At 41.3% G+C, this 15,135-nt stretch carries 12 protein-coding genes and 1 riboswitch; of the genes, 6 read left to right on the forward strand and 6 right to left on the reverse strand.

Annotated features, from left to right (window positions below; all coding sequences use genetic code 11):
* Positions 1–19: 19 nt before the first annotated feature.
* On the reverse strand, positions 20–484 hold the full coding sequence (locus N7U62_RS06540; protein WP_264137098.1) for a globin family protein: 465 nt from the start codon (positions 482–484) through the stop codon (positions 20–22).
* A gap of 11 nt (positions 485–495) precedes the next feature.
* Complete coding sequence (gene hemA, locus N7U62_RS06545) at positions 496–1,752, reverse strand: glutamyl-tRNA reductase (RefSeq protein ID WP_264137099.1); 1,257 nt, start codon at positions 1,750–1,752, stop codon at positions 496–498.
* Positions 1,753–2,089: 337 nt separating this feature from the next.
* Positions 2,090–2,211, forward strand: a riboswitch (SAM riboswitch).
* A gap of 40 nt (positions 2,212–2,251) precedes the next feature.
* On the opposite strand from hemA, the gene N7U62_RS06550 reads away from it, so the two are divergent.
* The 5 genes from N7U62_RS06550 to N7U62_RS06570 all read left to right on the forward strand — a co-directional run bounded on the left by N7U62_RS06550 (position 2,252) and on the right by N7U62_RS06570 (position 8,508).
* Entirely contained in the window at positions 2,252–3,271 is a 1,020-nt protein-coding gene (locus N7U62_RS06550; RefSeq protein ID WP_318840645.1) for a homocysteine S-methyltransferase family protein, read from the forward strand.
* Between the two features lie 85 nt (positions 3,272–3,356).
* Complete coding sequence (gene metH, locus N7U62_RS06555; RefSeq protein WP_404818014.1) at positions 3,357–6,083, forward strand: methionine synthase; 2,727 nt, start codon at positions 3,357–3,359, stop codon at positions 6,081–6,083.
* 97 nt (positions 6,084–6,180) lie between these two features.
* A complete protein-coding gene (locus N7U62_RS06560) occupies positions 6,181–6,546 on the forward strand; it encodes a four helix bundle protein (protein ID WP_264137100.1) in 366 nt (121 codons plus the stop codon).
* A gap of 41 nt (positions 6,547–6,587) precedes the next feature.
* On the forward strand, positions 6,588–7,544 hold the full coding sequence (gene metF, locus N7U62_RS06565; RefSeq protein ID WP_264137101.1) for a methylenetetrahydrofolate reductase [NAD(P)H]: 957 nt from the start codon (positions 6,588–6,590) through the stop codon (positions 7,542–7,544).
* A 112-nt stretch (positions 7,545–7,656) separates the two neighbouring features.
* Entirely contained in the window at positions 7,657–8,508 is an 852-nt protein-coding gene (locus N7U62_RS06570) for a hydroxymethylglutaryl-CoA lyase (protein WP_264137102.1), read from the forward strand.
* Here the strand turns inward: N7U62_RS06570 and dprA are convergent, their stop codons facing one another.
* The 4 genes from dprA to N7U62_RS06590 form a co-directional block, all read right to left on the reverse strand.
* A complete protein-coding gene (dprA, locus tag N7U62_RS06575) occupies positions 8,509–9,642 on the reverse strand; it encodes a DNA-processing protein DprA (RefSeq protein WP_264137103.1) in 1,134 nt (377 codons plus the stop codon).
* Between the two features lie 52 nt (positions 9,643–9,694).
* Positions 9,695–10,039 (reverse strand): MerR family transcriptional regulator, encoded by a 345-nt coding sequence (locus N7U62_RS06580; protein ID WP_264137104.1) that lies wholly within the window; start codon positions 10,037–10,039, stop codon positions 9,695–9,697.
* A 5-nt stretch (positions 10,040–10,044) separates the two neighbouring features.
* A complete protein-coding gene (locus N7U62_RS06585) occupies positions 10,045–11,235 on the reverse strand; it encodes a CapA family protein (RefSeq protein ID WP_264137105.1) in 1,191 nt (396 codons plus the stop codon).
* Between the two features lie 120 nt (positions 11,236–11,355).
* Complete coding sequence (locus N7U62_RS06590) at positions 11,356–12,339, reverse strand: M23 family metallopeptidase (RefSeq protein ID WP_264137106.1); 984 nt, start codon at positions 12,337–12,339, stop codon at positions 11,356–11,358.
* A 157-nt stretch (positions 12,340–12,496) separates the two neighbouring features.
* On the opposite strand from N7U62_RS06590, the gene alaS reads away from it, so the two are divergent.
* A complete protein-coding gene (gene alaS, locus N7U62_RS06595) occupies positions 12,497–15,133 on the forward strand; it encodes an alanine--tRNA ligase (RefSeq protein WP_264137107.1) in 2,637 nt (878 codons plus the stop codon).
* Positions 15,134–15,135: the final 2 nt, after the last annotated feature.

Genomic DNA, 15,135 nt, shown 5'->3' on the forward strand with positions numbered 1-15,135 from the left:
TCGAAATACTGGCCGACAGTTAGGCTGCGGTAGATTCAGCCGCTGCGTCTTTCATAGTGGTAGCCAATACCACATATACATTGGTCCATGCTGTTTTCACATCATCGTTCCATGCGTCTCCCAGACCAGCCTCTAACGTTGACAAAAGCGCAGCTGCTACTGTATCGTAGTGCTCATCTTTGACCCCATAGCCCACATGTCTTTTACCTAAGTCTTGTACTACAGGCACCAATGCTCCCAGATCATCCAGACCTTTGACTGCAGCAGCTAACATGGCCATTAGCTTTTTGCCTTGCTCGCTGATATCACCTTTGAACAATGGCTTGAGGTCTGGGTCAAGTTCAAATAATTTGGCATAAAAAATCTCAGCGGCTTTGTCCGCGATGGGTGCCACCATAGCAAAAGTTTCTTGCACCAACTGTTTGTCTTTAGCTGATACTGGGCCTTCTTCCTTTTTTCCGAAAATTGATTTTAAAAAATTCATATTGATATAGTTTATTGTGATTTGATATTACTTTTTCTTTCTAAATCGAATAGCTCACATAGGGATTCACTCAATTCAGTAGCTTCACCGCGTTGGCAAGCATTGCGCAGGCCGATGGCTGGCAGCTTCATGATTTTATTGATCAATTGACTAGTCGCCTCGCTCGCTAGTTGCTGTTGCGAAACCGTCCATTCCTTTGTGTTTGCCAGGATCACCTGTTTTTGTATGTCCTCTAATGCAGATTTAAATTGCACCAAATGATCATTGAACTCCAGTTCTTTGGTCCATTGCAAGTATTCTCCAACAGATTCGGAGACTATATCTCTCACTCTGCCTATTTCGGCGCTTCTATTTTCCATCACCCTTTGGATTCGCTGCCCCATATCGTCAATGTTGTATAAATCAATACCCAGGGTCTGGATTTCATCAGCTACTGCACGTGGAGATGAAATATCAATCACAGCGCGTATGGCGGTATATTGGAAATCGGTAAGCGTATAGAGGGCTTCCTTGGCGTTGACCGCTACCATCAGCAGAGAACAAGTGTTTAAATAGTCCTTATGTTGTTCGTAGGGAATAAAATGCACCCCTAACTCCTGCGCTAGATGGTGCGCTTTTTCATTGGTACGATTGCAGATAGTTACATTGAGGTAACCAAGATTTCGCAGGTGTTTTACTACATCCTTTCCCATGTCTCCTGCTCCTACGACTAGCACCCGACCTTCAGGATTCATCAAGTTTCTGTCCGAGATTAACTTTACAGCAGTGTAGGACACGGATGAAGCTCCTTCTTTAAACCTGGTCGATTGATTGATTATTTTATGACAGTAAAACACCCTATGAAGCAAGCGATGCATATAGGTAGATGCAGACTGTACATCGCATGATATCTGATACGCTCTTTTGACCTGTCCAAAAATCTCCAGATCTCCTAAAACCATGGACTGAAGACCTATAGCAACTTCATGCAGATGAGTCAGGGCATCATGACCATACTTAGATTCAAAAAATGAGTGGTGGATATCAAAGGACAATCCCTTGAAAGCGCATAAGAATTGAACAAGAGCCTCTGCTTTATTTTGAGCATCAAAATAATAGATTTCGACACGGTTGCATGTGCCTAAAATCAGTGCCTCTGAAATCCCCAGAACATCCGAAAGTTGAGCATAACAATCCCCGAACTCTTGTTGTGACAAAGAAAACTTCTCTCTAATCTCTATATCAGCTATAGCATGAGAAAGAGAAATAACTCCAAATGATTTCTTCATTGTATACTAATAATCCACGTTTAGGACTATGATCATCGTGATCAAGTCCAATTCAATTTGAATTATTGGTATAAGCATGTGTGTGTCCTCCAAAAGTAGAGTAAGCACTCAAAGCATCATAAACCTATTTACATAGCTATTCATGCTTTTTATCATTTATCATAGCAGACATATTACAGATTAGTAAGTACCAAATATCAATTATTGATACACATAAGTATTAGATAATAAGACAGATAAGACACCTATACAAACCTCTCTCTAACACAGAAAACAAGATTACCTTTTCAATTGCATGTAGAAATTGAAACTCTATAAAAAAAGCCTATCTTTGCCCCACTTATCAAGAAAGACCGAGGGATTGGGCCCTATGACGTCTTGGCAACATATCCATAGCCGCAATATTGGATGTTGTGCCAATTCCCATTCCAGATATTCAATCTGGTTGACAGATAGGTATTCAACGAACTATTCTTTCTGGTAAGTAGTTTAATAAACTATGAAAATGGACATTAGAGATATTCTAAAACAAAGGATATTGGTGTTGGACGGTGCTATGGGCACGATGATTCAGCGGCATCAATTAGAGGAAAAAGACTTCAGAAATGAAGAATTGAAAGACCACGAGGTTACACTCAAAGGCAACAATGATTTACTCTGCATCACCCGACCCGATATCATCAAAGACATCTATAGAGAATATCTAGAAGCAGGTGCAGACATCATAGAGACCAATACCTTTGGTGGCACATGGATCGCTCAGGCGGATTACAAACTAGAAGACTGGATTTACAAAATCAACTACGAAGGAGCCAAAATTGCCAAGGAAGTTGCGGACGAGTTCACACAAAAGGATCCGGACAAACCTAGGTTTGTGGCAGGTTCTATGGGACCAACCAACAGATTGGCCAGCATGTCTCCTGATGTAAACAACCCAGGATACCGTGCCATCAATTATGATCAGCTGCTTGAAGCATTCAAAGAACAAGCCAACGCACTACTAGATGGTGGTTCTGACATTCTCCTGGTGGAGACTATCACCGACACACTCAACTCCAAAGCAGCTTTGATGGCGATAGATCAAATTGCAGAAGAGAGAGGCATCCGTATCCCAATCATGGTTTCAGGCACCATTACTGATGCCAGTGGCCGAATCCTATCCGGACAAAACACAGAGGCATTTTTGATCTCAGTTTCGCATTTGGACCTGCTTAGTATTGGACTGAATTGTGCATTAGGAGCCAGAGAGCTGAAACCTTATCTTCATACTTTAGCCAGTAAGTCAGAATTCAATATCAGCGCCCACCCTAACGCAGGGTTACCAAATGAATTTGGCCAATATGACGAAACACCAGAGGATATGGTGGATCAAATCAAGGAATTCCTAGACGAAAACCTCATCAATATCATTGGTGGGTGTTGCGGAACCACTCCTGATCATATCAGAGCCATAGCAGAATTGGCCGCCAAGTATGAGCCTAGGCCGATAAAGAGTCAACAGACTACTGTCAACGGTTAAATATTAAATTCTCATTTGCTAAATTCATAAGAACAAAAAATTGAAACAGTAGGTAGCCAACCACATACTGTCTACTTTATATAACATGGAAAACATACATCCAGATTACCCAGGGAAGTACGAGTACAAATGGCATGACTATGAACCCATGAAGCTCAGCGGGTTGGAGCCATTGGTAGTCACTCCAGATCTGAATTTCATCAACGTTGGGGAAAGAACTAATGTAACTGGTTCAAGGAAATTCTTGCGCTTGATCAAGGAAGAGCAATTTGAAGAGGCGCTGGAGATCGCAAGAAATCAAGTGGAAGGTGGTGCTCAGATCATCGATGTAAACATGGATGAAGGTATGCTAGATGGTGCTGAAACCATGACCAATTTCCTTAATCTGATGGCATCTGAGCCAGATATCGCTCGTATCCCTGTGATGATCGACTCCTCAAAATGGGAAATCATCGAAGCAGGCTTGAAGTGTACACAGGGGAAATCCGTAGTAAACTCCATAAGCTTAAAAGTAGGCGAAGAAGAATTTATCCGTCAGGCCAAATTGATCAAACAATACGGCGCTGCGGTGATTGTAATGGCATTTGACGAGGATGGACAGGCTGACAACTACGACCGTAGAATTGAGATAGTCAAGAGGTCCTACGAACTGATGACTGGCCCAAAAATCAATTTTAAGCCTCAGGACATCATTTTTGACCTTAATATTTTCCCAGTTGCCACAGGCATGGAGGAGCATCGCAAAAATGCCTTGGACTTTTTCATGGCCACAAGATGGGTAAGAGAAAACCTACCTGCTGCGCATGTCAGTGGTGGAGTTAGTAATGTTTCTTTCTCCTTCCGAGGCAACAATCCGGTTAGAGAGGCCATGCATTCAGCCTTCCTTTATCATGCCATCAGACAGGGAATGGATATGGGTATCGTCAATCCTGCCATGCTTGAAGTTTATGACGACATCCCTAAGGACCTATTGGAACATGTAGAGGATGTTCTGTTGGATCGTAGAGATGACGCCACCGAGCGTCTTCTAGATTTCGCAGAAAACTTCAAAGGTGAAGGGAAAGTTGAGAAGAAAAATGACGAATGGCGTCAGCAGCCAGTGGAGAAAAGAATTGAACATGCCCTGGTAAAAGGCATTGTTGAATTCATTGATGAGGATACTGAAGAAGCCCGCCAAAAACTAGGTCGCCCTCTTCATGTGATTGAGGGACCACTTATGGACGGAATGAATGTCGTAGGAGACTTGTTTGGCGAAGGAAAAATGTTTTTACCTCAAGTGGTAAAAAGTGCCCGTGTCATGAAGAAAGCTGTGGCTTATCTGACTCCTTATTTGGAAGAAGAAAAGGTTGAAGGAGATGCCGAGAATGCTGGAAAAGTGCTATTGGCAACCGTAAAAGGTGACGTTCACGACATTGGGAAAAATATCGTGGGCGTAGTGATGGCCTGCAACAACTACGAGATCATCGACATGGGCGTTATGGTGCCTAATGAAAAGATTCTAGAAAAAGCCAAAGAAATTAATGCTGATGTGATTGGATTGAGTGGTTTGATCACTCCTTCGCTGGACGAAATGGTAGATTTTGCAAAACTTCTGGAAAAAGAAAAATGCGAGTATCCCCTACTGATCGGTGGCGCAACAACTTCTCGCATCCACACTGCAGTTAAAATAGACCCCTGCTACAGCGGACCTGTTGTACATGTACTGGATGCTTCTAGAAGTGTGCCAGTTGCCGGAGATCTATTGAGCGGCAAGAAGGAAGCCTTTGTATCCAAAGTAAAATCGGAGTACAAAGAGGCTAGAGAAAATCATGCAGGGAGAACCAAGGATAAGAATTATATCAAATTCAGTGAAGCGAAACAAAACGCCTTCCCTATCGACTGGCAAGAGACTAACATTGCTGAACCTAAGTTCATCGGAAACAAAACCTTTAACAATTTCCCTCTGGAGGAAATCAGGAAATACATTGACTGGACTCCTTTCTTCCAAACCTGGATGTTGAAGGGTAAATTCCCTAGAATACTAGAAGACAAAGTCATCGGCGATGAAGCAACTAAACTATATAATGATGCCAACAGCATGTTGGATGACATCATTACCAAAAGAAGTCTACAAGCCAACGGAGTTATTGGGATTTACAAAGCCAACAACACCAATGGAGAGGATATAGAAATCGCAGATCGAGAAGGCAAGAAACTTACTGAGTTTCATTTCCTTCGCCAGCAAGGCAAAAAAGGAAAAAACATTGCCAACCTTTCTCTGGCAGATTTTGTTGCCCCTAAGGATAGCGGCAAACAAGACTACTTGGGTGGCTTTGCTGTGACTACTGGAATAGGAATTGAAAAATTACTAGAGAAGTACGAAAAAGATCATGACGATTACTCGTCTATCATGGTTAAAGCACTGGCAGATAGACTAGCCGAGGCATTTGCGGAATTAATGCATGAGAAAGTAAGGAAAGAGCTTTGGGGATATGCTGCAGACGAGCAGTTAGAAAATGACGCATTGATCGCAGAAAAGTACAAGGGAATCAGACCCGCACCTGGATACCCTGCTTGCCCAGATCATACAGAAAAACCAATACTATTTGATTTGCTACATGTCGAAAAAGAAACGGGCATTTATCTAACAGAATCTAATGCTATGTACCCAGCTTCTTCAGTTAGCGGATTTTATTTCGCTAATGAAAAGTCTAAATACTTTGGATTAGGTAAAATCGGCAAAGATCAAGTAGAAGATTACGCTCAACGCAAAGGCATGACATTAGAAGAAGCTGAGCGGTGGTTAGCACCTAACTTAGCATATGATGTTTAATTTTGGTCTGCTGGTCTGCTGGTCTGCTGGTCTGCTGGTCTGCTGGTCTGCTGGTCTGCTGGTCTGCTGGTCCAAATTAACAACGAATTAACTTAGAATGCCAACTATCAAACAATTTGAAGATTTAGATGTCTGGAAAGAAAGTAGAAAACTTGTACGAAGTATTTATTCATTTTTAAATCAATCAAAAGACATCGATAGAGACACAAAGAGTCAAATGAAACGCTGTACCTTATCAATAATGAATAATATTGCAGAGGGCTTTGGCCGCAATGGAGACAAGGAATTTGTAAGGTTTTTAAACATTGCCAGTGGGTCAGCTTCAGAGTGCAAAAGCATGTTATACGTATTGGAAGATTTAGAATATATCGAAGTAGAAACTGCCAAGGCATACCGAACAGATATTGACAAAATCAGGAAACTCATACACGGTCTGGTTCGATACTTAAATAACAAATCCTAACATAATCAGACCAGAAAACGAGTCGACAAGAAGACAAAAAAATGAAGGTTACCGATCATATAAAGAACGCAAAAGGAAAAACACTGTTCTCACTTGAAATCATTCCGCCGAAGAAAGGAGAGAACATTTCGAAAATATTCGATCATTTAGATCCATTGATGGAATTCAAACCTCCATTCATTGATGTGACTTATCACCGAGAGGAATATATCTACAAGAAACACCCCAATGGTCTTCTAGAAAAGAAAACCACCAGAAAACGCCCCGGCACGGTAGGAATCTGTGCCGCGATTCGTCATCGATATGACGTAGATCCTGTGCCTCACATCATCTGTGGGGGTTTTTCTAAAGAGGAAACCGAAAATGCTTTGATTGATCTGGACTTTCTTGGGATTGACAATGTACTGGTCCTTCGAGGTGATGCGATCAAATCTGAGGGCAAATTCATACCACAGGAAGACGGAAACAACTATGCCATCGATCTGCTACATCAGGTCAATAGAATGAATAATGGACAATACCTGGATGACAGCCTGGAAGACCCTGCTCCCACAGACTTTTGTATTGGGGTGGCCGGCTATCCTGAAAAGCACTTTGAATCGCCGAACCTGGAAATGGACTTGATGTACCTGAAACAAAAGGTAGAAGCAGGGGCTGAATATATTGTCACACAGATGTTTTTCGACAATCAAAAGTATTTTGACTTTGTCGAGATGTGTAGAAAAATGGATATCAATATTCCAATCATCCCAGGGTTAAAGCCCATATCTACTAAGTCGCAGTCCACCATCCTACCGAGTATCTTCCATATCGATTTACCAGTAGAGCTTGGTGAAGCTTTGCACAAGTGCAAGAACAATCAGGAGGCCAAGGAGATCGGTATTGAATGGGGAATCAAACAATCTAAGGAATTGATGGAATACGGAGTACCTGTATTGCACTATTACTCTATGGGAAAATCCACAAGTGTGCAGAAGATAGCTGAAGCGGTTTTTTAGAATTATTTATTAACCTAGCTGACAGTTCATTATCTTTTGACAAGTATTTAGAAGTGGCTATAATTATTATTAGCCATCCTAATTATCTTAGCCATTGACTAAAATCCCGATAATGAAAATAATAGAGTGCCCTAGAGATGCCTTGCAAGGACTGCATGAATTTGTTCCGACAGAGCAAAAAATCGAATATATCAACCAACTTTTAAAAATTGGATTCGACACCATTGACTTTGGCAGTTTTGTTTCTCCCAAAGCCATTCCGCAGATGAGAGACACCAAAGAGGTTTTAAGTCATCTGGATCTAAAGGGTAGCAAGTCCAAGTTACTCGCAATAGTAGCCAATGCTAGAGGCGCACATGAAGCTTCTGAGTATGAAAACATAAGTTACTTAGGCTTTCCTCTTTCATTATCTGAAACCTTTCAGCGTAAAAACACCAACAAGAGTATTGCAGAAGCCCTTGAAGAGCTATTGATCATTCAGGACATTTGCAAAGAGCACAACAAAATACTTGTGACCTACCTTTCTATGGGATTTGGCAACCCATATGGAGACCCCTATGAAATGAATTATGTTCTTGATTTTGTAGCTAAACTGAAAAAACTTGATATTCAAATCATTTCTCTTGCCGATACTGTAGGCATATCGAACCCCGAAAATATAAAGACCTTATTCAGTTCTGTAGTCAATCAGTTTCCGGAAATTGAATTTGGCGTTCATCTGCACTCTGATCTGGATTCAGCAATTGATAAGGTAGAGGCTGCATACAAAGCAGGATGTAGAAGATTTGATGGTGCTATCAATGGATTTGGAGGTTGCCCGATGGCTGAAGACAAATTGGTAGGCAACATTGCCACTGAAAACATGCTGGCCTACTTTGATGAGTTTAGCATCCCGGTAGACTTTGATATGCGAGAATTAAAAAAAGCTATGAATATTGCTCCTACGGTTTTCCTAGGTAGATAATTAGAGACCTTTGGTTAATTTATACTGTTTGCCAGGCATGGATTCTATCATGCCTGCAAACTCCAAATTGAGCAACAGCGTGACCACCTGATTGATCGAGAGTTGACACTTCCAACAGAGTTCATCCAAGTGCAACCCTTTCTTAAAATCCTTTAATACATTGATGACTTGCCTTTCCTCTTCTGAAAATATGGACAAATCAAAAGGAGTGGACTTTTCTTCCTTTTCACCTACCTTCCAATTTAGGTTGTATTCAATATCACGAACATCCGTATAGATCAAGGCTTTTTGTGCTCTAAGCAAGGCATTACAACCTTCCGAATACTTACTATCCAATTCACCAGGCACTGCAAAAACTTCTCTATTATACGAATAAGCAATGTTTGCCGAAATCAGTGCTCCACCTTTACTAGCTGCTTCTACCACCACCAATGCATCGCACATACCTGCAATGATTCTGTTTCTGGCAGGAAAATGATGAGCATCAGGTTTGGTTCCTGGCGGATGCTCTGAAAACACTCCGCCCACACGCTGCATGTCCTTAGCAATTGATTTATGAACAGCTGGATAAATCATATCTATCCCACCTGCAATCACAGCTATTGTATCCAGATTATGTTTTAATGCTGCCTTGTGAGCATGAATATCTATCCCATAGGCCAATCCACTGATGATCACAGGTTGATGAGGAACTAAATCTTCTACAATTCGATTCGTACAGTGTTTACCATAGTCAGTGGCATTTCTCGTCCCTACGATCCCTATTATTTTCCTGTTGTTATAGAGATTCATCCCTTTGTAATACAACAAGAGTGGCGAATCATTTACGATCTTGAGTTTTTCAGGATAAGCCTCATCAAAATAAGGGATCACTTGAATTTCCAGGTCCAGACACTTTGCCAGAACCTCACGGGCCTTTGAAAGCCCCTCCTGCTTTAGTATCTGCTCAACAGCCTTCTTACCAATACCGGGGATTTTTAGCAATTTACCTTTCGGTAAATCAAACACACGTTTAGCTGATCCACAATAACTGATCAGCTGTTTGGCCAATACATCTCCAATTCCATGGGTATATTTTAAAGCCAGCACATATAGTCGGTCATCATTCATTTGCATTGCAAGTTTCAACCTCATTTTCGAGGCATTGTCTCCAAACTTATTTTCCTCAAAAGGAAAAGCTATACAATTAACTTTTCTGTATGCTGTCTTTGATATCTGACAAGAACTGTCGGATATTCTTAAGCGACTCGATCATCTCGATCTTCGTTGTTGCTGCATTGATGTCGCTCTTGATAAAATCTCTGGCTCCATGAAGCGTATATCCCTTCACTTTCACCAAATGATAAATCAACTTAATTTTCTTGATATCATCCTTCGTAAACTGACGATTACCCTTTCTATTCTTTTTAGGGCTAATGATATCAAATTCCGTTTCCCAAAAGCGAATTAAGGAAGTTGCTACTCCCAATTCATCTGCCACCTCTCCAATGGTGTAGTATCGCTTCTCTATTTCTTTTTCTTTGTAAGGCACGGTTTTCAATCGTCAATATATGAAATTATCCCTGAATCTTCAATCTTCAAATGACTCTCTGGGAAATCTTTTTCTGTTAATTCTTTCATCACCTTTATCGCTCGGTTATTCAGATCGAACCTTGGTCCACCTGCACCGGGCTGATAGATCGGAATGATCTGGCCTTGCAAGAATTTACCCTGAGAATCAGTCTGCACTTTTACAATGGGGGCTATTCCTTTTACTCCTCTTAGATTGAACCTTCCATAGGTACAAAAGTTGCCTAAACTGTAAACAATAAATCGATCTTTGTACAAATCCACTGCTCTAGACACATGAGGGCCATGACCAAATATCACGTCCGCTCCATGATCAATCATCAATCTAGCAAACTCATACACATTCCCCCTATCTTCACCATAATAGAACTCCCTTTTGCGGGTCACATGCTGATGATCATGTCCTTCTGCCCCAGCATGAAATGATACGATTAGCACATCCACCAGACTATCCAGTTTACTGACCAGCCTAATGGCCTGCTCTTCGTCATGGATCAAAATTGTACCTCTGTTGGGAGAAAAGGCCACCATACCATAGGTCATCCCGTCTCTTTTGAAAATGGTAGTTGGTGCACTGATTAAACCTGCATAATTCAATCCCAATGAGTCAAGCGCATTCATTGTGCTCTTCCTTCCCGTATTCCCAAAATCCCCAGCATGATTATTGGCTAGACTTAGCACATCAAAACCCGCATCTACCAGATTTTCGAGCATGGATTCAGGGGACCTGAACAAATAGCAAACATCTGGATTATTGCATTTCTTTTGCTCCCCTCCTTCATTTAGGATTACCCCTTCCAAATTCCCAAAGGTCACATCTGCCAGCCTCAAGGTATCTTTTACCTCTTTCCATAGGTCGCGCCCATTATTAGGAGGTAAATATCCTTTGTCTGGGAAATTGGTACCCATCATGATATCCCCTACGCCTATCAGAGTGAGTGTATCCTTAAGTACTCGATGAATAGCAATGTCCACCTCTTCATCCAAAGACTCTAACGTGTCTTGATCGGCAGTTATATAATACACAGGAGCCGGAGGAAGCGTATCGATCGCCAAAGTATCTGCTTCTACAGGAGTACTCGTTTGTGTGATCGACTTCTGGGTCTTACAACTATATAAAAATGAAACAAGAAGGCACAAGCCCCAAAGTTTTTTCATGGGTCAAAATTATACCTGAATGGGATAAGTAACTAAATAGATCAGGGGGAGTTTTCCACAACTTCCAACAAAAAACCCTGACCGTTAGGGTCAGGGTTTTAAAATATTTTTTATCGTACTTTAGAATTCTCCTAGGGCCTGATTCTCAATAGACGACAATCTTAAAATTTCTTCATATTCAGCTGCATCCAGATCTTGACTAAAGTAATGTACTGGATCAATTTTCTTTCCGTCTTTATGCACTTCATAGTGTACATGTGGAGCAGTAGATCTACCTGAGTTACCAACATACCCAATGCACTCCCCTCTTTTCACCTTTTGTCCCTTGGTTACATTGAACTTACTCATATGGGCATATTTAGTTACATAACCATATCCATGATCAATTTCCACCTGCTTACCATACCCGCCAAAGCTTGTGTGTACCTTTTGTACTTCCCCATCACCTGTAGCATATATAGGTGTACCTTTAGGAGCAGAAAAGTCAACCCCTGGATGTAATTTTCTTACTTTAAGAATTGGGTGAATTCTATAACCGTAACCAGAAGACAGTCTTTTTAACTCTTCATTCGAAATTGGTTGAATGGCCGGAATAGAGCGAAGAAACTCCTCTTTATTGCTAGCTAACTCCATCAAATCATCATACGATTTGGTTTGGATATACATCTGCTTTTTGAGTTTATCGATTTGCTTACTGGCTTCTAAAACTAGATCTTCTCTTTCTAAATCTTTCTCCAATAAATCTTTGTATCGGTTGGTACCCCCAACACCCGCATTTCTGATAGATGGAGAAATGGGTTCTGCCTCGAAAATGACGCGATAAACATTGTCATCCCTATCCTGCAAGGATGCGAGCATATCAGAAGCCGCCTCCATATCTTTTTCAAGAAGGTTGTAATAGAATAGTAATTCCTCATTCTCTTTTTCCAGCTGAGCGACCACAGGAGATTTAAAATACTTGTTAGAAATAACAAATATCCCAACTGCTAACACTACTGAAAGGGAAAGGAAACCTAGGGCATTTAAGATAATGTCCCAAGTAGAGACTTTGACACGCTCGTACTTACAAGATTCTGTGTCGTAATAGTATTTTATTCTAGCCATATTAAATCAGAATATCTAACTTTGTGCTTCGATTTTGGGTGGTAGTCAATATTTTCAGCTTACGGCTTTAAATTTTTCAAATATACACGCAATTTACTACAATTTTAGAAACTTATAGCAAATCAGCCCATAAGGACGCTGAAAGAACATTTAATAGATGAATTCCAGAGAGATAAGAAAACGCTTTTTAGATTTTTTTGAAAGAAAACAGCACGAAATAGTACCTTCTGCTCCACTTGTCATCCATAACGATCCGACCCTCATGTTTACCAATGCAGGGATGAATCAGTTCAAGGATTTCTTTCTTGGCAATGAAGACCCAAGCTCCAAAAGAATAGCCGACACGCAAAAGTGCTTGAGGGTATCTGGAAAACATAACGATTTGGAAGAAGTTGGTTTGGACACTTACCACCACACTATGTTCGAAATGCTGGGCAACTGGTCATTCGGCGATTACTTCAAGAAAGAAGCCATTGAATGGGCATGGGAATTACTGACTGAGGAATTCAAACTTCCAAAAGACCGACTGTATGCTTCGGTATTTGGTGGAGACGAAGGTGACAACATGCCTTTGGATCAGGAAGCGCTGGATCTATGGAAAGAGATTATCCCTGAAGACCGTATCATCTACGGTAACAAAAAAGACAACTTCTGGGAAATGGGTGAGACAGGTCCATGTGGCCCTTGCTCGGAAATACACATTGATTTAAGACCAGAGGAGGAAGTTGTCAAAACTCCAGGCAGAGAACTAGTCAACATGGATCACCCTCAGGTGGTAGAGGTTTGGAACCTGGTATTTATGCAATTTAACCGATTGGCTGATGGCTCTCTGAAAAAACTACCCGCTCAGCACGTAGATACGGGCATGGGATTCGAAAGATTGGCTATGGCCATTCAGAAAAAGACTTCTAACTACGACACAGATGTCTTCACTCCTCTTATCGATTTCATCTCCCAAAAGGCCAACGTAAAGTATGGCGAAGATGAAAAGACTGACATTGCTCTTCGAGTCATTTCGGATCACATCAGAGCCATCGCTTTTACCATAGCTGATGGTCAACTTCCTTCTAACAATAAAGCAGGATATGTAATCAGAAGAATTTTGAGAAGAGCCGTGCGATATGGCTATACATTCCTTGATTTCAAGGAACCGTTTTTGCACGAACTATTGCCAGTACTAGCTGGGCAATTTGACGGGGTATTCCCAGAACTGACTTCTCAGATTGATTTTGTGGCTAAAGTGATCAAAGAGGAAGAAACAGCTTTCTTGAGAACTTTGGATAAGGGATTGAGCAAACTGGAAGTCATCAAATCTCAGGTAGAAAACGGAAACAAAACGATCGATGGCAAAACGGCTTTCGAACTGTATGACACCTACGGCTTCCCTTACGACCTTACTTCTCTGATCGCTAGAGAAAATGGCTTAAGTGTAGACGAAAAAGGTTTTCAAGAAGAAATGCAGATCCAAAAGCAGCGATCTAAAAAGGACGCTGCCTCTGCTAAAGGGGATTGGATAGAAGTAAAAGCCATAGATGAAGTCACCTTCCTGGGTTATGATGCTGTGAGCTCTATAGCACAAATTGCTCGCTACAGAGAAGTGGAAGAGAAAGGTAAAAAACTATACCAAATCGTTTTGGATCAGACTCCTTTCTATGCAGAGAGTGGTGGACAAGTCGGCGACTCTGGATACCTGGCTGATGGTGATGTCAAATACAGCATCATTGATACAAAGAAGGAGAACAACTTGATCATCCATTTTGCTAAGGAGTTACCAAAAAATCTAGAGGCTAATTTTGAGGCGGTAGTCAATGTCTCAAAGCGTCGATTGACGGAAAACAACCACAGTGCTACTCACCTACTCCACGCAGCTTTGAGACAAGTATTGGGAGAGCATGTTCAGCAAAAAGGTTCTTTGGTTAACGAAAAGCTATTGCGTTTTGACTTCTCACACTTCTCTAAAATGACGGATGAAGAAATCCTGGAGGTAGAGCAGATTGTAAACAAGAAAATACGAGAAAACATCTCATTAGACGAGCAAAGAAATGTACCTATCGAAGAGGCCAAAAAGATGGGTGCGATGGCTCTGTTTGGTGAAAAATATGGCGATTTCGTTAGAGTTATCACCTTTGACAAGCAATACTCAGTCGAGCTATGTGGAGGAACTCACGTGCCAGCCACTGGCCAAATCGGTCAGCTAAAAATCGTATCTGAAGGATCTGTAGCTGCTGGTGTTCGTAGAATTGAGGCCATCACTGCAGATGCAGCTGAAAGCTATCAGCAAAAACAAAGCGAGCTACTTCAGCAGGTCAATGCATTACTTAACAACCCTAAAGATACATTGAAGGCCATTGAATCTTTGGTGAAAGAGAAGCAGGAATTAGTGAAAGAAATTGAGGCCTTCCATCAGGAACAAGGAAAGCAACAAAAAGAAAACTTAAAGCAAAAATTAGTAGCAGAAGATGGCGTCAACCTCTTAATAGAGCAAACTACGCTACCCAACGCAGACGCATTGAAAAAACTGGCTTTTGAGTTTAAAAATGAAGTTGAGAATCTAATTCTTGTATTGGCTGCAGATATCGCAGGAAAACCACAAATTGCAGTCATGATTTCTGACAACTTAGTATCGGAAAGAGGCTTGCATGCCGGCAATATGGTCCGCGAGTTGGCCAAAGCCATCAAAGGTGGTGGCGGTGGACAGCCATTCTTCGCTACCGCGGGTGGAAAAGACATCAATGGTCTACCACAAGTGATAGAGCAGGCAAAAGAATTAATCAAAAACGTGACGCAATCATAAGT

Source organism: Reichenbachiella ulvae (genome assembly GCF_025833875.1).
Classification (GTDB): Bacteria; Bacteroidota; Bacteroidia; order Cytophagales; family Cyclobacteriaceae; genus Reichenbachiella; species Reichenbachiella ulvae.

Bases quoted from the DNA above. Each gene is read 5' to 3' on its own strand.
- N7U62_RS06540 (WP_264137098.1), bottom strand. From the start codon at position 484: ATGAATTTTTTAAAATCAATTTTCGGAAAAAAGGAAGAAGGCCCAGTA.
- hemA (WP_264137099.1), bottom strand. From the start codon at position 1,752: ATGAAGAAATCATTTGGAGTTATTTCTCTTTCTCATGCTATAGCTGAT.
- N7U62_RS06550 (WP_318840645.1), top strand. From the start codon at position 2,252: ATGAAAATGGACATTAGAGATATTCTAAAACAAAGGATATTGGTGTTG.
- metH (WP_404818014.1), top strand. From the start codon at position 3,357: ATGGAAAACATACATCCAGATTACCCAGGGAAGTACGAGTACAAATGG.
- N7U62_RS06560 (WP_264137100.1), top strand. From the start codon at position 6,181: ATGCCAACTATCAAACAATTTGAAGATTTAGATGTCTGGAAAGAAAGT.
- metF (WP_264137101.1), top strand. From the start codon at position 6,588: ATGAAGGTTACCGATCATATAAAGAACGCAAAAGGAAAAACACTGTTC.
- N7U62_RS06570 (WP_264137102.1), top strand. From the start codon at position 7,657: ATGAAAATAATAGAGTGCCCTAGAGATGCCTTGCAAGGACTGCATGAA.
- dprA (WP_264137103.1), bottom strand. From the start codon at position 9,642: ATGAGGTTGAAACTTGCAATGCAAATGAATGATGACCGACTATATGTG.
- N7U62_RS06585 (WP_264137105.1), bottom strand. From the start codon at position 11,235: ATGAAAAAACTTTGGGGCTTGTGCCTTCTTGTTTCATTTTTATATAGT.
- N7U62_RS06590 (WP_264137106.1), bottom strand. From the start codon at position 12,339: ATGGCTAGAATAAAATACTATTACGACACAGAATCTTGTAAGTACGAG.
- alaS (WP_264137107.1), top strand. From the start codon at position 12,497: ATGAATTCCAGAGAGATAAGAAAACGCTTTTTAGATTTTTTTGAAAGA.